22 protein-coding genes and 1 riboswitch are annotated in these 21,390 nt (G+C 70.1%); of the genes, 12 read left to right on the forward strand and 10 right to left on the reverse strand.

What is annotated here, in order from left to right; translation table 11 throughout:
* Positions 1-49: 49 nt before the first annotated feature.
* Positions 50-442 (reverse strand): CBS domain-containing protein, encoded by a 393-nt coding sequence (locus tag AB5J55_RS28130; protein ID WP_328423640.1) that lies wholly within the window; start codon positions 440-442, stop codon positions 50-52.
* Positions 443-554: 112 nt separating this feature from the next.
* The gene (gene hisN, locus AB5J55_RS28135; RefSeq protein ID WP_369273300.1) at positions 555-1,355 is read right to left on the reverse strand and encodes a histidinol-phosphatase; all 801 of its coding nucleotides are present in this window, start codon (positions 1,353-1,355) and stop codon (positions 555-557) included.
* A gap of 177 nt (positions 1,356-1,532) precedes the next feature.
* Here hisN and AB5J55_RS28140 point away from each other — a divergent pair, with 177 nt between their 5' ends.
* A complete protein-coding gene (locus AB5J55_RS28140) occupies positions 1,533-2,144 on the forward strand; it encodes a TetR/AcrR family transcriptional regulator (RefSeq protein WP_369273301.1) in 612 nt (203 codons plus the stop codon).
* Positions 2,145-2,163: 19 nt separating this feature from the next.
* Here the strand turns inward: AB5J55_RS28140 and AB5J55_RS28145 are convergent, their stop codons facing one another.
* The 4 genes from AB5J55_RS28145 to AB5J55_RS28160 all read right to left on the reverse strand — a co-directional run bounded on the left by AB5J55_RS28145 (position 2,164) and on the right by AB5J55_RS28160 (position 5,827).
* A complete protein-coding gene (locus AB5J55_RS28145; protein WP_369273302.1) occupies positions 2,164-2,487 on the reverse strand; it encodes a multidrug efflux SMR transporter in 324 nt (107 codons plus the stop codon).
* 154 nt (positions 2,488-2,641) lie between these two features.
* Positions 2,642-3,652: a ribosome small subunit-dependent GTPase A gene (gene rsgA / locus AB5J55_RS28150; RefSeq protein ID WP_369273303.1), complete on the reverse strand. Its 1,011-nt coding sequence runs from the start codon at positions 3,650-3,652 to the stop codon at positions 2,642-2,644.
* A 10-nt stretch (positions 3,653-3,662) separates the two neighbouring features.
* Positions 3,663-4,982: a 3-phosphoshikimate 1-carboxyvinyltransferase gene (gene aroA / locus AB5J55_RS28155; RefSeq protein WP_369273304.1), complete on the reverse strand. Its 1,320-nt coding sequence runs from the start codon at positions 4,980-4,982 to the stop codon at positions 3,663-3,665.
* Positions 4,983-5,104: 122 nt separating this feature from the next.
* Positions 5,105-5,827: a M50 family metallopeptidase gene (locus AB5J55_RS28160; protein WP_369273305.1), complete on the reverse strand. Its 723-nt coding sequence runs from the start codon at positions 5,825-5,827 to the stop codon at positions 5,105-5,107.
* A gap of 104 nt (positions 5,828-5,931) precedes the next feature.
* Here AB5J55_RS28160 and AB5J55_RS28165 point away from each other — a divergent pair, with 104 nt between their 5' ends.
* The 10 genes from AB5J55_RS28165 to AB5J55_RS28210 all read left to right on the forward strand — a co-directional run bounded on the left by AB5J55_RS28165 (position 5,932) and on the right by AB5J55_RS28210 (position 15,851).
* Positions 5,932-6,747: an SOS response-associated peptidase gene (locus tag AB5J55_RS28165; RefSeq protein WP_369273306.1), complete on the forward strand. Its 816-nt coding sequence runs from the start codon at positions 5,932-5,934 to the stop codon at positions 6,745-6,747.
* 19 nt (positions 6,748-6,766) lie between these two features.
* Positions 6,767-7,396, forward strand: a complete 630-nt coding sequence (locus AB5J55_RS28170) for an alpha/beta family hydrolase (RefSeq protein WP_369276323.1) — start codon at positions 6,767-6,769, stop codon at positions 7,394-7,396.
* A gap of 257 nt (positions 7,397-7,653) precedes the next feature.
* Positions 7,654-8,349 (forward strand): RNA polymerase sigma factor SigR, encoded by a 696-nt coding sequence (gene sigR, locus AB5J55_RS28175; protein ID WP_369273307.1) that lies wholly within the window; start codon positions 7,654-7,656, stop codon positions 8,347-8,349.
* Complete coding sequence (rsrA, locus tag AB5J55_RS28180) at positions 8,346-8,648, forward strand: mycothiol system anti-sigma-R factor (protein WP_328423624.1); 303 nt, start codon at positions 8,346-8,348, stop codon at positions 8,646-8,648. Before sigR ends, rsrA begins: the two co-directional genes overlap by 4 nt.
* Positions 8,649-8,755: 107 nt before the next feature.
* Positions 8,756-10,045 carry an HD-GYP domain-containing protein gene (locus AB5J55_RS28185; protein ID WP_369273308.1) on the forward strand — a complete coding sequence of 430 codons (1,290 nt, stop codon included), beginning with the start codon at positions 8,756-8,758 and terminating at the stop codon, positions 10,043-10,045.
* Complete coding sequence (locus AB5J55_RS28190) at positions 10,042-11,283, forward strand: HD-GYP domain-containing protein (RefSeq protein WP_369273309.1); 1,242 nt, start codon at positions 10,042-10,044, stop codon at positions 11,281-11,283. The genes AB5J55_RS28185 and AB5J55_RS28190 overlap by 4 nt, the downstream gene beginning before the upstream one ends.
* 109 nt (positions 11,284-11,392) lie before the next feature.
* Positions 11,393-12,373 (forward strand): hypothetical protein, encoded by a 981-nt coding sequence (locus AB5J55_RS28195; protein WP_328879411.1) that lies wholly within the window; start codon positions 11,393-11,395, stop codon positions 12,371-12,373.
* 65 nt (positions 12,374-12,438) lie between these two features.
* Positions 12,439-13,089, forward strand: coding sequence for a peptide deformylase (gene def, locus AB5J55_RS28200; RefSeq protein ID WP_369273310.1), 651 nt, complete (start codon positions 12,439-12,441; stop codon positions 13,087-13,089).
* Between the two features lie 300 nt (positions 13,090-13,389).
* Complete coding sequence (gene cyc1, locus AB5J55_RS28205) at positions 13,390-14,475, forward strand: epi-isozizaene synthase (protein WP_369276324.1); 1,086 nt, start codon at positions 13,390-13,392, stop codon at positions 14,473-14,475.
* Entirely contained in the window at positions 14,472-15,851 is a 1,380-nt protein-coding gene (locus AB5J55_RS28210; RefSeq protein ID WP_369273311.1) for a cytochrome P450, read from the forward strand. Before cyc1 ends, AB5J55_RS28210 begins: the two co-directional genes overlap by 4 nt.
* Positions 15,852-15,882: 31 nt before the next feature.
* On the opposite strand, the gene AB5J55_RS28215 is transcribed toward AB5J55_RS28210, so the two are convergent.
* On the reverse strand, positions 15,883-16,848 hold the full coding sequence (locus AB5J55_RS28215) for a helix-turn-helix domain-containing protein (RefSeq protein WP_369273312.1): 966 nt from the start codon (positions 16,846-16,848) through the stop codon (positions 15,883-15,885).
* A gap of 92 nt (positions 16,849-16,940) precedes the next feature.
* On the opposite strand from AB5J55_RS28215, the gene AB5J55_RS28220 reads away from it, so the two are divergent.
* Positions 16,941-17,180: a hypothetical protein gene (locus tag AB5J55_RS28220; RefSeq protein ID WP_369273313.1), complete on the forward strand. Its 240-nt coding sequence runs from the start codon at positions 16,941-16,943 to the stop codon at positions 17,178-17,180.
* Here the strand turns inward: AB5J55_RS28220 and AB5J55_RS28225 are convergent.
* The 3 genes from AB5J55_RS28225 to AB5J55_RS28235 all read right to left on the reverse strand — a co-directional run bounded on the left by AB5J55_RS28225 (position 17,093) and on the right by AB5J55_RS28235 (position 21,316).
* The gene (locus AB5J55_RS28225; RefSeq protein ID WP_369273314.1) at positions 17,093-18,106 is read right to left on the reverse strand and encodes a ribonucleotide-diphosphate reductase subunit beta; all 1,014 of its coding nucleotides are present in this window, start codon (positions 18,104-18,106) and stop codon (positions 17,093-17,095) included. The two genes, AB5J55_RS28220 and AB5J55_RS28225, sit on opposite strands and share 88 nt — an antisense overlap.
* Positions 18,106-20,493 (reverse strand): ribonucleoside-diphosphate reductase subunit alpha, encoded by a 2,388-nt coding sequence (locus AB5J55_RS28230; protein WP_369273315.1) that lies wholly within the window; start codon positions 20,491-20,493, stop codon positions 18,106-18,108. Before AB5J55_RS28230 ends, AB5J55_RS28225 begins: the two co-directional genes overlap by 1 nt.
* 123 nt (positions 20,494-20,616) lie before the next feature.
* Positions 20,617-20,791: riboswitch (cobalamin riboswitch) on the reverse strand.
* Between the two features lie 18 nt (positions 20,792-20,809).
* Positions 20,810-21,316 (reverse strand): GNAT family N-acetyltransferase, encoded by a 507-nt coding sequence (locus AB5J55_RS28235; protein ID WP_369273316.1) that lies wholly within the window; start codon positions 21,314-21,316, stop codon positions 20,810-20,812.
* Positions 21,317-21,390: the final 74 nt, after the last annotated feature.

A 21,390-nucleotide genomic window follows, 5' to 3' on the forward strand; every position in this document is an offset into this window, starting at 1 on the left:
GCCGTGGCCGGTGGGCCGGGCTCCTTCGAGGCCCGGCCCGTCCGGCCTTCTAGGCAGGCACGTGCTGCCGTACGGGTGCCCAGCAGCGGATGATGTCGCGGACCGAGACGATACCCACGGGCTCCTCGTGGTCCAGGACGATCAGATGCCGGAAGCCGCCGTGCGCCATGGCGCGGGCCGCCTCCTCCAGGGTCCATGACGGGGCCGCGAACACGACGTTGTTGGTGGTGTGGTCGTGGGCGCGCTCGGCGTCCGGGTTCTGTCCGAGGCCGACGGAGTTGAGGATGTCGCGTTCGGTGAGGATGCCGATACCGCCGGCATCGGGGTCGTGGACCACGGCCGCGCCGATCCGACGAGCGGACATCAGCGCGGCGGCCTGGCGAAGGGTGTGGGTGGGGCCGATGGTGAGGACCACGGTGCTCATGGCGTCACGTACGAGCATGGATGGAGCCACCTCCTGAAGTGCCCCCGCACCGTTTGTTCATGGTTTCACAAATTCACAAGTGGGGGGACTCTCAGAGTGACAGGTAAAGAGGGGGTCAACAAGGGGGCGCTCAGTAGCGCTCGTTGAGGTACCCGAGAAGCTCGTCGTGCAGCAGGCCGTTCGAGGCGGCCGCGTTGCCGCTGTGGGGGCCGGGGCGGCCGTCGAGGCCGGTGAAGGTGCCGCCCGCCTCGGTCACGACGATCGCGGTGGCGGCCATGTCCCACAGGGACAGCTCGGGTTCGGCGCACAGGTCCACCGAGCCCTCGGCGACCATCATGTACGGCCAGAAGTCGCCGTACGCGCGCGTGCGCCACACCTCGCGCGTGAGGTCGAGGAAGCCGTCGAGGCGCCCCTGCTCCTCCCAGCCGCTGAGTGAGGAGTACGCGAACGAGGCGTCCGTCAGTTTCGAGACGCGGGAGACGCGCAGGCGGGACGCGGAGGACAGGCTGCGGCCCGTGAAGGCGCCGTGCCCCTTGGCGGCCCACCAGCGGCGGCCGAGGGCGGGGGCGGAGACGACGCCCACGACCGGTTGGTAGCCGCCCTCCGAGGCCTCCGTCAGGGAGATGAGGGTGGCCCAGACCGGGACGCCGCGTACGTAGTTCTTGGTGCCGTCGATCGGGTCGATCACCCAGCGGCGGGGGCCGGTGCCCTCGACGCCGTACTCCTCTCCGAGGACCGCGTCTCTGGGGCGGGCGCGCTGGAGCTGCCCGCGGATGAGGTCCTCGGCGGCCTTGTCGGCCTCGCTCACCGGGGTCATGTCCGGCTTGGTCTCGACCTTGAGGTCGAGTGCCTTGAAGCGGTCCATGGTCGCGGCGTCGGCGGCGTCCGCGAGGACGTGGGCGAGGCGGAGATCGTCGAGGTAGTCCGGCATGGAACGAACGCTATCTGTCGTGGTCGGGATGGGGCTACAGGGCCCTGTGGATCAAGTTCCCGGGCCGAGAGCCCGCGCGCCGCGACCGGCTGGCGCCCCCGCGTGCCCTCGCGAACCCTTGACAGTGCCGTTGTGCGCGTCAAATCTGGGCGCAGAGCCGCTCGTCCCAGGGAGGCGATGATGCCTGCAGCGCGGGAATCCCTGCTGGACGCCGCTTACACGGCGCTGGCGCGCAGGCCCTGGTCTGCCGTGCGGATGGTGGACGTGGCCGCCGCGGCCGGCGTGTCCCGGCAGACGCTGTACAACGAGTTCGGGAGCAAGGAAGGCCTGGCCCGCGCACTCGTGAGGCGAGAGGCCGACGGGTACCTCGCCGGCGTCGAACGCGCCCTCGCCACCCCCAGCGACGCCCGCGACCGGCTCACCGCCACCGCGGAGTGGACCGCCGGACTCGCCCGCGACAACGCCCTCGTCCGCGCCATGCTCACCGGCTGCTGGAGCGAGCGGCTGCCCTCGCCGACCCTGTCAGCGGTCCCGTCCTCCTCCGCAGTTCCGGCACAGCGGCGGGCCGACGGGCCGCTCCCGTCACCCGGCGACTTCGTGGGCATGGTGCGCGACCGTGCCGTGGCGGTCCTCACCGGACCCGGCGCCGACAAGTCCGAAACCGCCGACCTCGCCCGCTCCTGCGAACTCGTCGTCAGGCTGGCCCTGTCCTGCGTCGCCGCGCCACCCGGCGAGGGCGGCGTCACCGACCTCGTACGCAGCGCGCTGCACCGGCAGTTGGCGGGCTGATGGCAGCAGGAGACCAGGCTCAGTGGGCCGAGCCCGACAGCTGCAGGCCGACGACGCCCACGATCACCAGGCTGATCGACACGATCTTCAGCGTCGACACGATGTCACCGAGGAAGATCATCCCGTAGATCGCCGTACCCGCCGCGCCGATCCCCGTCCACACCGCGTACGCCGGCCCGACGTCCAGCTTCCTCAGGGCCAGCGTCAGCAGCCCGAAACTGCCGAGGGCGAAGACGCAGAACGCGACCGTCGGCCACAGGCGGCTGAAGCCGTGCGACAGCTTCAGGCAGACGGCGAACCCGGTTTCGAGCAGCCCCGCCACGATGACCAGCAGCCACGCCATGTGCTGTCCTCCCGTATCCCCGCGTTCTGTGACCGCTTCGTCAGGTTCGTCAGGCTTTGGTCAGGCTTGGTTCCGGCTCGGTGCGATTATGCCCTTACCAGCCCTACAGGGAGACAAACAACGCGGAGGTCAGTCGCCTTCCTCCGTCGACCTCTCAGTCACCTTCCGTGGGTTCACGCGTCGCCAGCAGCCGCCGCAGCGAGTACAGCCGTGCCGGATCGGCGTGCCCCTGAGCCACCCATTCGTCCAGCGCGCAGTCCGGTTCATCATGACTGCACGCACGCGGGCAGCCCTCGGTTCCCGGTTCCAGGTCGGGGAACGCGTTGATCACCCGGGACGGGTCGACATGAGCCAGGCCGAAGGAGCGGACGCCGGGGGTGTCGATCACCCAGCCGTCCACCTCCGCCAGCGGCAGCGCCAGCGCGGACGTCGTCGTGTGCCGGCCCCGGCCCGTCACCGCGTTCACATGACCTGTGGAGCGCCGCCGTTCCTCCGGCACCAGCGCGTTCACCAGGGTCGTCTTGCCGACACCCGAGTGGCCGACGAACGCCGTGACCCTGCCGCCCAGTTGCTCCCGTACGCGGTCCGCCGCGCCGCCGTTCTCCAGCTCGTCGCGGCTGGTGACGACGTACGGGATGTCCAGGTCGCCGTACAGCTCAAGGAGTTTGGCCGGTGGGGCCAGGTCCGACTTCGTCATCACAAGCAGCGGCTCCAGGCCGCCGTCGAACGCCGCCACCAGACAGCGGTCGATCAGCCGCGGCCGCGGCTCGGGGTCGGCGAGGGCGGTGACGATGGCGAGTTGGTCGGCGTTGGCCACGACCACGCGCTCGAAGGGATCGTCGTCGTCGGCCGTCCGTCGCAGTACTGACGTCCGGCCCTCGATCCGAACGATTCGCGCGAGGGTGTCCTTCTTGCCGGTCAGATCGCCGACCAGCGCCACCCGGTCACCGACGACCGCGGCCTTGCGGCCCAGTTCGCGGGCCTTCATGGCCATCACGATCCGGTCGTCGACGAGGACGGTCAGCCGGCCCCGGTCGACGGTGAGGACCATGCCCTCGGCGGCGTCCTCGTGCTTGGGGCGGATGTTCGTACGGGGCCGGGTATTACGACGGCCGGGACGGGTGCGGATGTCGTCCTCGTCGGTGTGCTTGCCGTAGCGGCGCATAGCGGTGTCCCTACGCTCCGAGCATCCCGGTCCACAGTTCGGGGAAGTCCGGGAGGGTCTTCGCCGTCGTCGCCACGTTCTCGATCCGTACGCCCTCGACCGCGAGGCCGATGATCGCGCCGGCCGTCGCCATGCGGTGGTCCTCGTACGTGTGGAAGACCCCGCCGTGCAGGCGGCGCGGGCGGATGTGCAGACCGTCGGCGGTCTCGGTGACGTCGCCGCCGAGTTCGTTGATCTCCTTGGTCAGCGCGGCCAGGCGGTCGGTCTCGTGCAGCCGCAGATGCGCGACGCCGCGCAGCGTGGACGGGGAGTCGGCGAGGGCCGCGACCGCGGCGATGCCCGGGGTGAGCTCGCCGACCTCGCTCAGGTCCACGTCGATGCCGTGGATGGCACCCGAACCGGTGAACACGAGCCCGTACTCGTTGAGTTCGCAAGCACCGCCCATCTCGGTGAAGATCTCGCGCAGCCGGTCACCGGGCTGGGTGGTCCGGGTCGGCCAGTCCGGGACGAGGACCTTGCCGCCGGTCACCAGCGCCGCCGCCAGGAACGGCTGGGCGTTGGACAGATCCGGCTCGATGGTCAGGTCACGGCCGAGCAGGGCGCCCGGCGTGACCCGCCAGACGTTCGGCTCGCCGCCCGACTCCGGGGTGTCGACCTGGGCGCCGACCGCGCGCAGCATGTCGACGGTCATGCGGATGTGCGGCATGGAGGGGAGGGAGGAGCCGGTGTGCCGGACCTCCACGCCCTGGTTGAAGCGCGGGCCGGAGAGCAGCAGCGCCGAGACGAACTGGGACGACGACGAGGCGTCGATCTCCACCGGGCCGCCCTCCAGCGCGCCCCCGCCATGGACCGTGAGCGGCAGCGCGCCCCGCCCGTCGTCGTCGATCCGGACACCGAGGACGCGCAGGGCGTCGATCACTCCGTGCAGGGGACGCTCGTACGACCTGGGGTCGCCGTCGAAGCGGATGGGGCCGTCGGCCAGCGCGGCGACCGGCGGCAGGAAGCGCATCACCGTGCCGGCGTTGCCGACGTCGACCGTGGCCGGGCCCCGCAGGCCCGCGGGGAGCACCCGCCAGGCCTCGCCGGTGCCCTCGGGGCCCACGCCCTCCTCGATACCGACGCCCATCGCCCGCAGCGCCCCGGCCATCAGCAGGGTGTCGCGGGAACGCAGGGGGCGGCGCAGCCAGCCGGGCTCGCTCGCCAGCGCGGCGAGCACGAGGGCGCGGTTGGTGACCGACTTGGACCCCGGCACGTGGACCGTCGCGTCGACGGCTCCGCTCGCGTGCGGGGCGGGCCATAGGGCGGTGTGGGCGGCGGGGTTTTGGGCCATGGGTTCACTTTATAAGGAGGGGGTTGTACCGGCCGTTGTTCGGGTGCGGCGCCGTTGGGGCTGGTCGCGCCCGCGCGGCGGAGCGCACGGCGAGACGGTCCCGCGCCCCTTGAAGCCGGCCGTCACGCCTCGAGCAGCCAGCGACCGCCACCTATCAGCGAGCACAACGACACCGCGTGGAACAGGAACAACCACAACCCCGCCGGCACGTGCGTCAAGCGCGACAGCTGGTCCGCGTCCGAGTCCCCCGCCCCGCCCCGTGACCTCTTCGCCTGCAGCTCGAACGCCGGGCGTACGCCGCCCACCAGCAGGAACCACACCACCACGTACGCGAACGCCGCCTGTACCTGAGGTCCGGTCAGCCAGGACACCAGGACGAAGGTGCCGCCGGTCACGAACACCGTCAGCGCCCCGTACGCGTTCCGGATCATCACCAGCATCGCCACCAGCAGGGCCGTCGCCAGCCACAGCAGGAGCGTGATCCGGCCCGCGCCCAGCAGGGCGGCGCCGCCGAGGCCCAGCAGCGGGGGAGCCGTGTAGCCCGCGGCCGCGGTGAGGATCATGCCGATGCCGTGCGGCTTGCCGCGGCTGACGGTGAGGCCGCTGGTGTCGGAGTGCAGGCGTATGCCGGTCAGCGTCCGGCCGGTCAGCAGCGCGATCAGGCCGTGGCCGCCCTCGTGGGCGATGGTGATGGCGTTGCGTGAGAGACGCCACAGCGGGTGCGGGACGACGACGGCCAGCGCGACGACCAGGGCGGCGATCACCACCCACATGTCCGGGTCGGGCTGAGTACCGGAGACCTCGTCCCAGAGGGAGGCGAGCGAGGCGGATGCGGTGCTGTCCATGTAAGGCGGTGGCTCCCTGTGGGCGAGTTGAGGGGGGCCGGCGCGTAGCGCCGTCGTTGAGGGGTGGTGGTCGGGCGACGGGCGGGCCTGGCAGTGTTGCACGTATGTGCGGACGGTATGCGGCGAGTCGTGGGCCCGAGGATCTCGCAGGAATCTTTGAGATCGAGAAGTGGGAGCCCGAGGAGACCCTCGATGCGGACTACAACGTGGCTCCGACCAAAGAAGTTCACGTCGTCCTCGACCGTGCCTTGAAAGACGCGGACGACCCCCGGCCGGTTCGGCAGCTGCGCAAGCTCAAGTGGGGCCTGGTGCCCAGCTGGTCCAAGACCCCCGAGAGCGCCTTCAAGATGATCAACGCCCGCGCGGAGACGGTGCACGAGAAGCCGTCGTACCGGCGGGCCTTCAGCTCCCGGCGCTGCATCATCCCCGCCGACGGCTACTACGAGTGGGTCACCGGCACGCAGGAGCGGGACCTGGAGGTCGAGGGGAAGCGGAAACGGTCGCGCAAGCAGCCGTACTTCGTGCTGCCCGCCGACGGCTCGGTGTTCGCGATGGCCGGGCTGTACGAGTTCTGGCGGGACCGGACGCTGCCGGACGAGCACCCGCAGGCCTGGTGGGTGACCTGTTCCGTGATCACGACGGAGGCGGAGACGACGCCGCTGGCGGTGGCCCCCGCTGAGGGGCCGTCCGCGCTGGCCGACATCCACCCCCGGATGCCGCTCATGCTGACGCCGGACCGCTGGGACGCCTGGCTCGACCCGGCCCGCAAGGACCCGGAGGAGCTGCGGACGCTGCTCGCCCCGCCGCCCGCCGGGCTGATGCGCGCCTACCCCGTCTCCACGCTGGTCAGCAACGTCCGCAACAACGGCCCGGAGCTGCTGAAGGAGCTGGCGGGCCCCGAAGAGGGCACACTCTTTTGATGTGACGACCGAGTCCGACGTGACGACCGAGATCATTGGCACCGACGCCGGGGACGCCCGCATCACCTGGCACCCCGCGAAGAAGGCCCGGCTGGCGCTGGCCGTGAGCCACGGGGCCGGCGGCGGCATCGGGGCGCGGGACCTGCAGGCGCTCGCCCAGGTCCTCCCGGCCCACGGCGTGACCGTCGCCCTCGTGGAGCAGCCCTGGCGGGTGGCCGGCAAGAAGGTGGCGCCCGCGCCCAAGACCCTGGACGTCGGCTGGCGGGGCCTGTGGCCCGCGCTCGCCGCGCGCGGGCTGCCCGTGGTCTCCGGCGGGCGCAGCGCCGGCGCGCGCGTCGCCTGCCGTACCGCCACGGAGCTGGGCGCCCACGCCGTACTCGCGCTGAGCTTCCCCCTCCACCCGCCGGGCAAGCCCGAGAAGTCCCGCGCCGACGAGCTGCTCGGGGCCGGGGTGCCCACCCTGGTCGTCCAGGGCGGGAACGATCCGTTCGGAAAGCCGGATGAGTTCCCCGACGGTGACTTCGAGCTGGTCGAGGTGGCGTACGGCGATCACGGGTTCGCCGTGCCCAAGCGCGCGCCCCTCGATCAGGAAGAGGCAGTGGCGATCGTCACGGACGCGGTGGTGAAGTGGGCCGGGTCACTCGGGTAAAGACTCGGGAATGTCGGGGCCCCGGCCTCTGTTGTGGCGGACAGCGGTGCTGAACCAGCAGCGCTCACGTCGTAGGAGAGGAAGTCCGCCGCATGGGTTCGACCTTCTGCCCGACCGCCGGGAGCCGCGCCGACCTGGAGTGGACGGTGCTGCATGCGGCCAGGACCGCTCCTATTCGAGGGGCGGCAGGTACGGCAGGTCGTCTATCCTCCGATTCAGGTGGGTCCGGATTCGGCCCTGCCCGGAATCTTGAGGAGGTGGGTCCGGTTCCCGGTACCGACGCAGGGACCGACAACGGCCAGGCGGAGCAGCCCGAGGGCCAGGGCATGAGCGGGGACACGTCCGCGGAGTCGACCGCCGAGCGCAGCGCGCGCTTCGAGCGGGACGCGCTGGAATTCCTCGACCAGATGTACTCGGCCGCGCTGCGCATGACGCGCAACCCTGCCGACGCCGAGGACCTGGTGCAGGAGACGTACGCGAAGGCCTACGCGTCCTTCCACCAGTTCCGCGAGGGCACCAACCTCAAGGCGTGGCTGTACCGGATCCTCACCAACACCTTCATCAACTCGTACCGCAAGAAGCAGCGCGAACCCCAGCGCTCCGCGGCCGAGGAGATCGAGGACTGGCAGCTCGCCCGCGCCGAGTCGCACATGTCGACGGGCTTGCGCTCCGCGGAGTCGCAGGCGCTCGACCACCTGCCCGACTCGGACGTGAAGGAAGCGCTCCAGGCGATCCCCGAGGAATTCCGCATCGCCGTGTACCTCGCCGACGTAGAGGGCTTTGCGTACAAGGAGATCGCGGACATCATGGGGACACCCATCGGTACGGTGATGTCCCGGCTGCACCGGGGCCGCCGTCAACTGCGCGGCATGCTCGAGGACTACGCCCGTGAGCGCGGGCTCGTCCCGGCCGGCGCCGGAGAGTCGAACGAAGCGAAAGGCTCGGGCTCATGAGCTGCGGAGAGCCGCACGAGACGGACTGCAGTGAGGTACTCGATCATCTCTACGAGTTCCTCGACAGTGAGATGCCGGACGTCGATCGCGACAAGTTCAAGCAGCACTTCCGGGAGTGCTCGCCGTGCCTCGAGAAGTACGGCCTCGAAGAGGCCGTGAAGAAGCTCGTCAAGCGGTGCTGCGGGCATGACGACGTGCCGACGGACCTGCGCGCGAAGGTCATGGGGCGGATCGACCTGATCCGCTCGGGTCAGGCAGTGCCCGACCACGACGTGACGGCAGCGCCGCAGGAGTCCTGAACGCGCGGCCGTCACTCGAACGTGCTAATCCCGCTGTCATGGACTGCGGACCTCCCCTGCCCGCCCTAGGGTCCCGTGCTTGAAGCGCGTTGCCGGGGAGGGGCGTTATGGAGGCGACACCCACACGGGTACGTGGCTACGTCGTCTGTGTCGCCCTCGGCGCCCTGTTCTGTCTGCACACGCTGCCATCGACGCGTACCCCCTGGTGGGCGCCGGCCCTGCTCGCCGCGCTCTACGCCGGGGGCGCGCGGCTGTCCGGCTCGTTCTATCCCGTGCTCCTCGCCGGGGCCTTCCTGCTGCCACCGTCCGCCGCCGCGCTGGTCGCGGTGCCGGGGGCGCTGATCGCCCCGGTCGCCGGCCGACCGCACCTGCTGCGACGGGTGTGGCGGGGGGCGCAGCTCGTGATCGCGGTGTGGGTGGCCGCCCGCGTGCACTGGGCGCTCGGCGAGCACGACGCCGTACAGGCGTCCGACTTCCCGTACGCGCTCGCGCCCGCCGGAGCCGCGGTGCTGGCGTTCTGCCTGGTCCTGACGGCGCTCGACGGCGGGATCCTGACGCTCGCCGACCACGTGCCCGCACGGCGTGCCTGGCGCGGGCTGTTCCTGCGGTCGCTCGCGCCGATCGCCGTACACGGTCTGGCCGGGCTGATGATGGCCGTGCTGTGGCGCAGTCCGTACGGTCCCGTCGCCGCGTTGCTCGTGCTGCTGCCGATGTGCGTGTCGTGGTGGATGTTCGCCCAGTACCACCGGGAACGCGCGGCTCATCAGGCGACCATCCGGGCGCTCGTCCAGGCCGTCGACATCAAGGACGGCTACACCCGCGGCCACAGCGAGCGCGTCGGGCAGGCCTCGATGATGATCGCGCGCGAGCTGGGCATGACCGACGAGCGCGTCGAGGTGCTCCGCTTCGCCGGGATCCTGCACGACGTCGGCAAGCTCGGGGTGCCCACGCGGCTGCTGCGCAAGGACGGACCCCTCACGCCCGAGGAGCGGCGGGTCATCGAACTGCACCCCGAGTACGGACACGAGATGGTCCGCGGGATCTCCTTCCTCGGCGAGGCCCGGGCCGCCGTGCTGCATCACCATGAGCGGCTGGACGGGAGCGGGTACCCGTACGGGCTGATGGGCAGCCAGATCCCGGAGCCGGCACGGGTGGTGGCGGTTGCCGACGCCTTCGACGCGATGACGTCCAACCGGTCGTACTCGCGGGCCCGGCCGGTGCCCGTCGCCCTGCGCGAGCTGGAGAAGTGCGCGGGCTCGCAGTTCGACCCCCGTATGGTCACCGCCCTCGTCAGGGCCGTGGACCAGCACGGATGGCATCCCGCCGTGACCGCAGACGAAGCCTCCGGGCGCCCTCCCCGCCCACCGGTCGCCAGTGCGCCGGGGGCACACCGATGAGCGCCCCGAGACCACCCCTCCTGCTCGGTCTCGTCCACGCCTGCGCGGCCCTCCTCGCCACCGTGTGCCTGCTCACCACCCTGTGGAGCGGCCTGAACGAACGCGGTACGGCCCTCGCCTTCGGGGTTCTCGTCACGCTGGGCGAGCTCACCCGGTGGACGGCGGCGGAGGGCAGGGAGGCCGCACCGCTCGGGGCCGCCGCCGCGCTGTCGTACGCCCTGCTGGGGGCGAACGGCGGTCAGCCGTCCGAGCACGGCGTCGCGCAGGTCCTCAGCGTCGTCCTGGCCGCCTCGCTCCTCGGCAGCGTGCCGCACATCGCGCGCGGCCGGCCCGTGCTCGACCACCTGGCCCGGCGCGTGCTCACCGTCGGCTTCGCCGCCGTCTGCTTCCAACCCCTGTACAACCAGGGCACGTTCCACGGCTGGGGCACCGCCTACGCCCTTGTCCTGCTCGCGATCCTCACCCTCACCTTCCTGTGCGACGCCCTGCTCGCCGCCGCGCTGGCACGCTCCCGCACGAGATGGCCGTTCGGGCCTCTGCTGCGGGACGAGCTGCGGGCGACGCTCGGGATCGGGTCGGCCGTCTGCGCGACGGGCGCCGTGATGGCGCTCGCGGTCGCCGTGGCCGGGCTGTGGGCGCTGCCCGTCTTCTCGCTCCCGCTGCTGCTCACCCAGATGTCCCTGCGCCGGTACACCGCCGTCCGGGCCACCTACCGGCAGACCATCGCCTCCCTCGCCCGGGCCACGGAGATCGCCGGGTACACACCGGCCGGACACGCCCGTCGCGTCGCCGCGCTCAGCCGCGAGGTGGGGCGGGACCTGGGCCTGTCCGAGGCCGAGCTCACCGTGCTGGAGTACGCCGCCCTCATGCACGACATCGGACAGCTCAGCCTGGTCGACCCGGTGCCGGCCGGTGCCACCGCGGAGCTGCCCGCCGAGGAACAGCGGCGGATCGCGCTGCTCGGCGGGGCCGTCGTACGGCAGACGGGGGTGAACCCGCAGGTGGCGATGGTCGTGGAGCGGCTCGCCGACCCCTGCCCGGAGCAACCGGTCGCAGCGCGGATCGTGCGGGCGGTGAACGCCTATGAAGAGAAGGCGCGGGACGCCGGGCCCGGCGGGCCACTGAAGGCGCTGGAGGAACTCCGGCTGGGCACCGCCGGTGACTATGCGCCGGAGGTCGTGGGGTCGCTCACAAGGGTGCTGTCCAGAGACTGTCTGACACCCCCTGCGGCTGGGTAACCCATGGGTAATGAGCGCCCTTCCAGCCGTACGTGGTTGGATGCGAATGAGAGTGTGTCCGGGGGCGAGCACTAGCCAGCCCACTCCACGGAACTGGCAGGCGGGAATCGTGAGGATCTTCGGCAAGGGACGGCACCGGCCCTCCGCCTCCTGGCGGCAGGCCACCGACCGGGCGTTCACGCTCATCGGCGACGGCCGGTACGAGGATGCGGGCGCGCTGTTGACACGTGCCGCCGATCTGGAGCCCTGGCTTTCGGAATCCTGGTTCAACCTCGCGCTGCTGCACAAGTTCCGGCACGACTGGGAGCAGGCCCGGGCGGCCGGGCTGCGGGCCGTGGCGCTGCTGGACCGGGAGACCGGGGCGCCCGACTGGTGGAACGTCGGCATCGCGGCCACCGCCCTGCAGGACTGGCCGCTGGCCCGGCGGGCCTGGCAGGCCTACGGGCTGCGGGTGCCCGGCGGTGCGACCGACTCCGGCGAGCCGGTCGGGATGGACCTGGGCAGTGCGGCCGTACGGCTGTCCCCGGAGGGGGAGGCCGAGGTCGTGTGGGGGCGGCGGCTGGACCCCGCCCGGATCGAGGTGCTGTCGATTCCGCTGCCGTCCTCCGGGCGGCGCTGGGGCGAGGTCGTGCTGCACGACGGGGTGCCGCACGGCGAGCGGACCACGTCCGCCGGGCACGCCTACCCCGTCTTCGACGAGATCGAGCTGTGGGCGCCCTCGCCGGTCCCCACCTGGGTGGTCCTCCTGGAGGCCGCCACCGAGGCCGACCGGGACGCGCTGGAGCAGCTCGCCGCGGACGCCGGGTTCGCCGCGGAGGACTGGTCCTCCTCGGTGCGGCTGCTGTGCCGGATGTGCTCCGAGTCGCGGATGCCGTCGGACGAGGGCGACGGGGAGCATCTCGACCCGCACGATCACAGCGAGCCGGGTCACCCCGGTCCGCTGGGGCACCGGACCGACGGGCAGCTGTGGGTGCCGGAGCGGGAGTGCGGGGTGGCTGCGCCGGCTGCGCTGGTGCGGGGGTTGCTGGACGGGTGGGTCGCGGACAGCCCCGATTCCCGGGACTGGCGGGATCTCGAAGAGGTCTGCTGAGCGACCGCCGTACCCTGTATCAGCATCACACACCCTTTTCTTGTGCAGGAAGGCATACGTCGGTCATGGCCCAGCAGGACACCGAGCAGCAGCACGCGGGCGTGCTCCCCGTGGATGACGAGGGTTTCGTCGTCGACACCGAGGACACGGAGGAGCGCGAGAACGCCTGGCGTGAGCGCGGCACGTCGCGGCCCATCACCGTCGTGGGGAACCCGGTGCTCCACAAGGAGTGCAAGGACGTCACCGAGTTCGGCGCCGAGCTGGACCAGCTGATCGCGGACATGTTCGCCTCGCAGCGCACCGCCGAGGGTGTCGGGCTCGCCGCCAACCAGATCGGCGTCGACTCGAAGGTCTTCGTCTACGACTGCATGGACGACGAGGGCAAGCGGCACGTCGGTGTCGTGTGCAACCCGAAGCTCGTCGAGCTGCCCGCCGAGCAGCGCCGTTTGGACGACAGCAACGAGGGCTGCCTGTCGGTGCCGACCGCGTACGCGCCGCTCGCCCGGCCCGACTACGCCGAGGTCACCGGGCACGACGAGAAGGGCAACCCGATCAAGGTGCGCGGCACCGGCTACTTCGCTCGGTGTTTGCAGCACGAGACCGACCACCTGTACGGCTACCTCTACATCGACCGTCTCTCCAAGCGGGAGCGCAAGGACGCGCTCCGGCAGATGGCCGAGAACGAGCCCCGCTACCCCGTGGTCGCGAACGACTGAGGCCTCCCCGTAGGCCCCACAGGTCCCTTGTGCACGGCGCCTGGTCAGGTTCCCCTTCCTGACCAGGCGCCGTTCGCATGTCCGTCGCACATTCGATCCCATACATGCGAGCAGTGATCCAAATTCAGTCACATAGGGGGAGATTCTCGGCACCCCGGGGTAGTGAATGAAGCAAATCCGTTCCCAGATCGGTCAGTTGTGGTGCTGAATGGAAGTGCGGGGATACGCAACGGCGCACGCCCGGTACAGCGGGAGGGGGCGTGCACAACTACACAACTGGCGGCTGAGAGGGGTTTGTTCGTGCATGCTTTCTCACACAGCACCACAGCGACACCGACGGCGGTCCCGGTTCCACCAGCACTCTCTCTTCCGGTGATCGAATCAGCGTTTCCCAGGCAGCTCCATCCGTATTGGCCCAGGCTCCAGGAGAAGACCCGCACCTGGCTGCTGGAAAAGCGGCTGATGCCGGCCGACAAGGTCGAGGAATATGCCGACGGACTGTGCTACACCGACCTCATGGCGGGGTACTACATTGGCGCCCCCGAGGACGTACTCCAGGCGATAGCCGACTACAGCGCGTGGTTCTTCGTCTGGGACGACCGGCATGACCGCGACATCGTCCACCGCCGCCCGGCCGCCTGGCGACGGCTGCGGTTCCGCCTGCACGCGGCTCTCGACTCACCCGAGGACCATCTGCACCACGAGGACCCGCTGGTCGCGGGGTTCGCGGACAGCATGGTGCGGCTGTACTCGTTCCTGCCCGGCACCTGGAACGCCCGGTTCGCCCGGCACTTCCACACGGTGATCGAGGCGTACGACCGGGAATTCCGCAATCGCACCGAAGGAATCATCCCCTCGGTCGAGGAATATCTTGCGCTGCGTCGGCTCACTTTCGCGCACTGGATCTGGACCGATCTGCTGGAGCCGGCTGCGGGGCTGGAACTGCCGGATGCCGTACGGAAACACCCGGCATATCGACGGGCGGCGTTACTCAGCCAGGAATTTGCCGCCTGGTACAACGACCTGTGCTCCCTTCCCAAGGAAATCGCGGGCGACGAGGTCCACAATCTCGGAATCAGCCTCGTCAAACACGACGGGCTGACCCTGGAAGAAGCGGTTACGGAAGTCAGGCGACGGGTCGAGGAGTCCATATCCGAATTCCGGGTGGCCGAGCATGATGCTCTGGAATTCGCGGACTCCCTGGCCGACGGCACGGTGTCGGGAAAGGAACTCAGTGCCGCCGTGCGTGCCTGCGTCTGCAATATGCGCAACTGGTTCAGCTCGGTCTACTGGTTCCACCACGAGTCCGGCCGGTACATGGTCGACAGCTGGGACGACCGGTCCACGCCCCCGTACGTCAACAACGAAGCGGCAGGTGAGAAATGACCGTCGAGTCCGTCCGTCCCGAAGCCCAGCCCCGTGTGGCTTCGGAACTGCGTGAGCCGCCCCTCGCGGGCGGTGGAGTTCCACTTCTCGGCCATGGCTGGAAGCTGGCCCGAGATCCGCTGGCCTTCATGGCCGCGCTCCGGGGGCACGGCGACGTCGTGCGCCTAAGGCTCGGCCCGAAGACGGTGTACGCCGTCACGACGCCGGAGCTCACCGGCGCGCTGGCGCTGAGCACCGACTTCAAGATCGACGGGCCGCTGTGGGAGTCCCTGGAAGGCCTGCTCGGCAAAGAGGGCGTGGCCACCGCGAACGGCCCCCGGCACCGGCGTCAGCGGCGCACCATCCAGCCCGCCTTCCGGCTCGACGCGATCCCCGCGTACGGGCCGATCATGGAGGAGGAGGCGCACGGGCTGGCCGAGCGCTGGAAGCCCGGCGAGACCATCGACTGCACCTCCGAGTCGTTCCGGATCGCGGTGCGCATCGCCGCCCGCTGCCTGCTGCGCGGCGACTACATGGACGAGCGGGCCGAGCGGCTGTGCAACGCCCTCGCCACGGTCTTCCGGGGCATGTACCGGCGGATGGTGATCCCGCTCGGGCCGCTGTACAAGCTGCCTCTCCCGCCCAACCGCGAATTCAACCGTGCCCTGGCCGATTTGCATCTCCTGGTCGACGAGATCGTCGCCGAACGCCGGGCATCCGGTCAAAAGCCGGACGATTTGCTGACGGCATTGCTGGAGGCGAAGGACGAGAATGGCGACCCCATCGGGGAACAGGAGATCCACGACCAGGTCGTCGCGATTGTCACGCCCGGCAGCGAAACCGTGGCCTCCACGATCATGTGGCTCCTGCATGTGCTCGCGGAACATCCGGAACACGCCGACAAGGTGTGCGCGGAGGTCGAATCCGTCACCGGCGGGCGGCCCGTGGCATTCGGGGACGTCCGCAGCCTCAGGCACACGAACAATGTCGTCGTGGAGGCGATGCGTTTGCGCCCCGCGGTCTGGATTCTGACGCGACGGGCGGTGACCGATACGTCACTTGGTGGCTATCGCATTCCGGCCGGGGCCGACATCATCTACAGCCCCTACGCGATACAGCGCGACGCGAAGTCGTATGCGGACAACCTCGAGTTCGACCCGGACCGCTGGCTTCCGGACCGCGTCAAGGACGTGCCGAAGTACGCCATGAGCCCGTTCAGCGTGGGCAACCGCAAGTGCCCGAGCGATCACTTCTCGATGGCGCAGCTGACGCTGATCACGGCGGCGCTGGCCACCAAGTACCGCTTCGAGCAGGTGTCCGGTTCGAACGACGCGACCCGAGTGGGCATCACGCTCCGTCCGCACAAGCTGCTGCTGAGGCCGGTGCCGAGGGACTAGTGCCGCCGGGACCGGTGCCGCCTGGGACGGCTCACGCCGCGTTCGGCCCCTGGAACGTCCTTCGGTAGGCGTTCGGGGTCGTCCCCAGGGCGCGTACGAACTGGTGGCGCAGCGCGGCCGCAGTTCCGAACCCTGTTCGACTCGCGATCGCGTCCACCGTCTCGTCCGTCGCCTCCAGCAACTCCTGCGCCAGCAGCACGCGTTGGCGCAGGATCCAGCGGTAGGGGGTGGTGCCGGTCTCCTGCTGGAAGCGGCGGGCGAAGGTGCGCGGGGACATCAGCGCACGTTCGGCGAGCTGCTCGACGGTGACGTCCTCGTCGAGGTGCTGTTCCATCCAGGCCAGCACCTCGCCGACCGTGTCGCAGTGGGAGCGGGGCAGCGGGCGCTCGATGTACTGGGCCTGCCCGCCGTCCCGGTGCGGCGGCACCACCATGCGCCGGGCGATCTTGTTGGCGACCTCGGGCCCCTGCTCCTGGCGCACGATGTGCAGACAGGCGTCGATGCCGGCGGCGGTGCCGGCGCTGGTGACCACCGGCCCCTCGTCGACGTACAGCACGTCGGATTCGACGATCGCCCCCGGATGCCGTAGGGACAGCTCCCCGGCGTGCTTCCAGTGCGCACTGCACCGCCGCCCGTCGAGCAGTCCCGCGGCACCCAGCACGAAGACGCCGGAGCACACGCTGAGCACCCGGGCGCCCCGGTCGACGGCCCTGACCAGGGCGTCCAGCAGTGCGGGCGGATAGTCGCGGGTGACGTACTCGCTGCCGGCCGGCACCGCGATCAGGTCGGCCTCCTCCAGCCGCTCCAGGCCGTACGGCGTGGAGACGGTGAGTCCGCCGACGTGGGTGCCCAGCGTCGGCCCCTCCGCCGAGACGACCGCGAAATCGTAGGTCGGCAGCCCCTCGTCGCTGCGGTCGATGCCGAACACCTCGCAGACGACGCCCATTTCAAAGAGATGTACACCGTCGAGGAGGACGGCGGCGACGTTTTTCAGCATGCTGCAATTGTGCCTCGTTGCTGGCAGTAAATCGAGGTTCTACGGCAGTCCTGCCACTGTTCGTAAGGAGTGTACGGAGCGACAGTGGTGACATGACTGCAGAACAGACACAGACACTGCTCGCCATGATCGTCGTCCTCGGGATGTTCGTCCTCCTGGCCCTCCCGTCACTGATCGGCGCGGCGCGCGACCGGCGCATCGACCGTCAGATCAGGGAGGCCCAGGAACACGACAGGACCGAGGCTCAGAAGTCCTCGTCCAGGTCGACGGTGCCCTCCACCGCCACCTGGTACGCCGAGGGCCGCCGCTCGAAGAAGTTGGTCAACTCCTGAACGCCCTGCAGCTCCATGAAGGAGAAGGGGTTCTCGGAGCCGTACACCGGAGCGAAGCCGAGACGCGTCAGGCGCTGATCGGCGACACACTCCAGGTACTGCCGCATCGAGTCGGTGTTCATCCCCGGGAGGCCGTCACCACACAGGTCGCGCGCGAACTGCAGCTCGGCCTCGACGGCCTCCCTCAGCATGTCGGTGACCTCCTGCTCGAGCTGGTCGTCGAACAGCTCCGGTTCCTCCTTGCGGACGGTGTCGACGACGTCGAAGGCGAAGCTCATGTGCATCGTCTCGTCGCGGAACACCCAGTTGGTGCCGGTGGCGAGGCCGTGCAGCAGGCCCCGGCTGCGGAACCAGTAGACGTACGCGAAGGCGCCGTAGAAGAACAGGCCCTCGATGCACGCGGCGAAGCAGATCAGGTTGAGCAGGAAGCGACGCCGGTCGGCCTTGGTCTCCAGGCGGTCCAGCTTCTCGACCTCGTTGATCCACTTGAAGCAGAACTCGGCCTTCTCGCGGATGGACGGGATGTTCTCGACGGCGTCGAAGGCCGCCGCCCTGTCCTCAGGGTCGGGGAGATAGGTGTCGAGCAGCGTCAAGTAGAACTGGACGTGCACGGCCTCCTCGAAGAGCTGCCTGCTCAGGTACAGGCGCGCCTCGGGGGAGTTGATGTGCTTGTAGAGCGTGAGCACCAGGTTGTTCGCCACGATCGAGTCGCCCGTCGCGAAGAACGCGACCAGCCGGCCGATCATGTGCTGCTCGCCCTCGGACAGCTTCGCCAGGTCGGCGACGTCCGAGTGGAGGTCGACCTCCTCGACGGTCCAGGTGTTCTTGATCGCGTCCCGGTAGCGCTCGTAGAAGTCCGGGTAGCGCATGGGGCGCAGGGTCAGTTCGAAGCCCGGGTCGAGCAGGTTGGCGTTACGGGTAGTCATTACTGGCAGGCCTCGCAGGACTCGGGGTTTTCCAGGGAGCAGGCGACGGCGTCGGGCTCGGCGACCTGCTGGACGGGGATGGTCTTCTCGGGCTGGGCGGCCTGACCCTGGGCGGCGCGGGCGATGCGGGTCGCCGGGCGCGAGCGCAGGTAGTACGTCGTCTTCAGGCCCGATTTCCAGGCGTACGCGTACATCGAGGAGAGCTTGCCGATGGTCGGCGTCTCCAGGAACAGGTTCAGGGACTGGGCCTGGTCGAGGAACGGGGTCCGCGCCGCCGCCATGTCGATCAGGCCGCGCTGCGGGATCTCCCACGCCGTGCGGTAGAGCCGCCGTACGTCCTCGGGGATCCAGGCGAACTCCTGCACCGAGCCGTTCGCCTCGCGCAGCGCCTCACGGGTGCGGGCGTCCCAGACGCCGAGCTCCTTGAGCTCGTTGACCAGGTAGGAGTTGACCTGGAGGAACTCTCCGGAGAGCGTCTCGCGCTTGAACAGGTTGGAGACCTGCGGCTCGATGCACTCGTATACACCGGCGATCGACGCGATGGTCGCGGTGGGCGCGATGGCGAGGAGCAGGGAGTTGCGCATGCCGGTCGTGGCGATACGGCTGCGCAGGACCGCCCAGCGCTCCGGCCAGGTCAGCTCGACGCCGTAGTGATCGGGGTGCAGGACACCCCGGGCGGTACGGGTCTTCTCCCAGGCCGGCAGCGGGCCGTTGCGCTCGGCGAGGTCGGCGGAGGCCTCGTAGGCGGCGAGCATGATGCGCTCGGCGATCCGGGTCGACAGGGCTTTCGCCTCGGCCGAGTCGAAGGGCAGGCGCAGCTTGAAGAAGACGTCCTGCAGGCCCATCGCCCCGAGTCCGACCGGCCGCCATTTCGCGTTCGAACGGCCCGCCTGCTCGGTCGGGTAGAAGTTGATGTCGACGACCCGGTCGAGGAACGTGACGGCCGTGCGGACGGTGGCGTCGAGCCGCTCCCAGTCGATGTCGCCGGTCATCGTGTTCACGAAGGCGCCCAGGTTGACCGACCCCAGGTTGCAGACCGCCGTCTCCCCGTCGTCCGTGACCTCCAGGATCTCCGTGCAGAGGTTGGAGGAGTGGACGACATGGCCCGGCAGGGCCGTCTGGTTGGCGGTGCGGTTGGCGGCATCCTTGAAGGTCATCCAACCGTTGCCGGTCTGCGCGAGGGTGCGCATCATGCGGCCGTACAGGTCACGGGCGGGGATGGTCTTCTTCGCGAGCCCGGCCGCCTCCGCCTTGCGGTACGCGGCATCGAACTCCTCGCCCCACAGGTCGACGAGATCCGGCACGTCCGACGGTGAGAACAGCGACCACGGCTCGTCGGCGTTGACCCGGCGCATGAACTCGTCCGGGACCCAGTGCGCGAGGTTCAGGTTATGTGTACGGCGGGCGTCCTCACCGGTGTTGTCGCGCAGCTCCAGGAACTCCTCGATGTCGGAGTGCCAGGTCTCCAGGTACACCGCGGCGGCACCCTTGCGCCGGCCGCCCTGGTTCACCGCGGCGACCGAGGCGTCGAGGGTCTTCAGGAACGGGACGATGCCGTTGGAGTGGCCGTTGGTGCCGCGGATCAGCGAACCCCGGGAGCGGATACGGGAGTACGAAAGCCCGATGCCGCCGGCGTGCTTGGAGAGGCGGGCGACCTGGTGGTAGCGGTCGTAGATGGAGTCCAGCTCGTCCTTGGGGGAGTCGAGGAGGTAGCAGGACGACATCTGGGGGTGCCGGGTACCGGAGTTGAAGAGGGTGGGGGAGGAGGGGAGGTAGTCGAGGCGGCTCATGAGCCCGTAGAGCGCGGCGACTTCGTCCACCGACCGGGCGGTGTCGTCCTCGGCGAGACCCGCGGCGACGCGCAGCATGAAGTGCTGGGGCGTCTCGACGACCTTGCGGGTGATGGGGTGACGCAGGAGGTACCGGCTGTGCAGGGTGCGCAGGCCGAAGTAGCCGAAGCGGTCGTCGCCGTCCGTGTCGACCAGGGCGTCGAGGCGGGCCGCGTGCAGGCGCACGAACTCGGCGGTCCGGTCGGCGATGAGGCCCTCACGGTGCCCGGTCGCGACCGACCCGGTGAAGGACGTGACGCCCTGCGAGGCGGCCTCGGCGGCGATGGAGAGGGTCAGCAGCCGGGCGGCGAGCCTGCTGTAGGCGGGGTCCTCGGAGATCAGGCCGGCCGCCGCCTCGGTGGCCAGCTCGCGCAGCTCCGCCTCGTCCGCGAACGCGGACCGGCCGCGCAGCGCGGCGGCGGCGACCCGGCCGGGGTCGGCATCGGGGAGGTCGGCGGTCAGCTCGGTCAGGGTCCGCAGCAAGGCGGTTCCCGGAGCGTCCTCGTCCGTCGGGACGGTCGGAACGGCTGAGGCCGGGTCTGCTGGCGCGATGGTCACGTGGGGGCTCTCCCTCGCTCGGCACGGGGGCCTCGGCGAGGGCAGGGGGCAGCACACGAGCGCACACGGCGTCGCGTCCACCGGCCCATTCCACGAGGCCCGGACGTCGGGCGCACCGGCCGGGTGGCCGGGCGCGCTGTCGGCAGGTCCTCGGACTGACTCCTGCGCACGCCGATCCTGGGAACAGACATGCACAAGTACACCGTTGCGGGACAGTTCCGGATTCGCACCGGATTCCCCTGCGGCGACAGCGAGCATGAGCATACATCTTGTGCTCACCCGCCACGCCACCCCCAGATGTTGTGTCGTGCTGGTTTCAGAGCGTCAACTTGTAGGTGAGGAGAGTGATGTCGGCAAGGTGCTGGATCGGGCTCCAGTCCCGCTCGGGCATGCGGACGAAGCCCAGTCGTTCGTAGATCCGGTGGGCGCCGTGCATGGTGCGCTGGGTCGACAGGACGATGCGTACGCAGCCCTCCGTGGCGCGGGCGAGGTCGCCACAGGCGCGCACGAGCGCCTCGCCGACGCCGCTCCCGCGGGCCGTGTGGTCAACGGCGAGCATCCGGATCTCGGCCTCTCCCGGGCGGGCTATGTCGGCCATGGGGCCACCGGCCGGGACGAAGGTCACCCCGCCCAGCAGCAAGCCGTTCTCGACAGCCACCAGTACCTCGGCGGCGGCCGCGCGCTTGGCCACGTCCTTGAGTTCACCGAGGTATTCGTCACTCTCCCCGAAGTCGAGGAGGCCGTCCTGGAGGTAGGCCTGGGCGGTGATCTCGCCGAGGGCCGCGTACTCGTGGGGTTTCGCTTGCCGGATCAGGATGTCCATGCGGCCGAGTCTGCCGGGCCGACCCCTGGGGGCGGCTGGGGATTTTCGCCGAGGGCCGCCGGGTTGCGGGGAGT

Origin of the sequence: Streptomyces sp. R11 (assembly GCF_041051905.1) — a bacterium.
GTDB lineage: Bacteria > Actinomycetota > Actinomycetes > Streptomycetales > Streptomycetaceae > Streptomyces.

Bases quoted from the DNA above. Each gene is read 5' to 3' on its own strand.
- AB5J55_RS28130 (WP_328423640.1), bottom strand. From the start codon at position 442: ATGCTCGTACGTGACGCCATGAGCACCGTGGTCCTCACCATCGGCCCC.
- hisN (WP_369273300.1), bottom strand. From the start codon at position 1,355: ATGCCGGACTACCTCGACGATCTCCGCCTCGCCCACGTCCTCGCGGAC.
- AB5J55_RS28140 (WP_369273301.1), top strand. From the start codon at position 1,533: ATGATGCCTGCAGCGCGGGAATCCCTGCTGGACGCCGCTTACACGGCG.
- AB5J55_RS28145 (WP_369273302.1), bottom strand. From the start codon at position 2,487: ATGGCGTGGCTGCTGGTCATCGTGGCGGGGCTGCTCGAAACCGGGTTC.
- rsgA (WP_369273303.1), bottom strand. From the start codon at position 3,652: ATGCGCCGCTACGGCAAGCACACCGACGAGGACGACATCCGCACCCGT.
- aroA (WP_369273304.1), bottom strand. From the start codon at position 4,982: ATGGCCCAAAACCCCGCCGCCCACACCGCCCTATGGCCCGCCCCGCAC.
- AB5J55_RS28160 (WP_369273305.1), bottom strand. From the start codon at position 5,827: ATGGACAGCACCGCATCCGCCTCGCTCGCCTCCCTCTGGGACGAGGTC.
- AB5J55_RS28165 (WP_369273306.1), top strand. From the start codon at position 5,932: ATGTGCGGACGGTATGCGGCGAGTCGTGGGCCCGAGGATCTCGCAGGA.
- rsrA (WP_328423624.1), top strand. From the start codon at position 8,346: ATGAGCTGCGGAGAGCCGCACGAGACGGACTGCAGTGAGGTACTCGAT.
- AB5J55_RS28185 (WP_369273308.1), top strand. From the start codon at position 8,756: ATGGAGGCGACACCCACACGGGTACGTGGCTACGTCGTCTGTGTCGCC.
- AB5J55_RS28190 (WP_369273309.1), top strand. From the start codon at position 10,042: ATGAGCGCCCCGAGACCACCCCTCCTGCTCGGTCTCGTCCACGCCTGC.
- def (WP_369273310.1), top strand. From the start codon at position 12,439: ATGGCCCAGCAGGACACCGAGCAGCAGCACGCGGGCGTGCTCCCCGTG.
- AB5J55_RS28210 (WP_369273311.1), top strand. From the start codon at position 14,472: ATGACCGTCGAGTCCGTCCGTCCCGAAGCCCAGCCCCGTGTGGCTTCG.
- AB5J55_RS28215 (WP_369273312.1), bottom strand. From the start codon at position 16,848: ATGCTGAAAAACGTCGCCGCCGTCCTCCTCGACGGTGTACATCTCTTT.
- AB5J55_RS28220 (WP_369273313.1), top strand. From the start codon at position 16,941: ATGACTGCAGAACAGACACAGACACTGCTCGCCATGATCGTCGTCCTC.
- AB5J55_RS28225 (WP_369273314.1), bottom strand. From the start codon at position 18,106: ATGACTACCCGTAACGCCAACCTGCTCGACCCGGGCTTCGAACTGACC.
- AB5J55_RS28235 (WP_369273316.1), bottom strand. From the start codon at position 21,316: ATGGACATCCTGATCCGGCAAGCGAAACCCCACGAGTACGCGGCCCTC.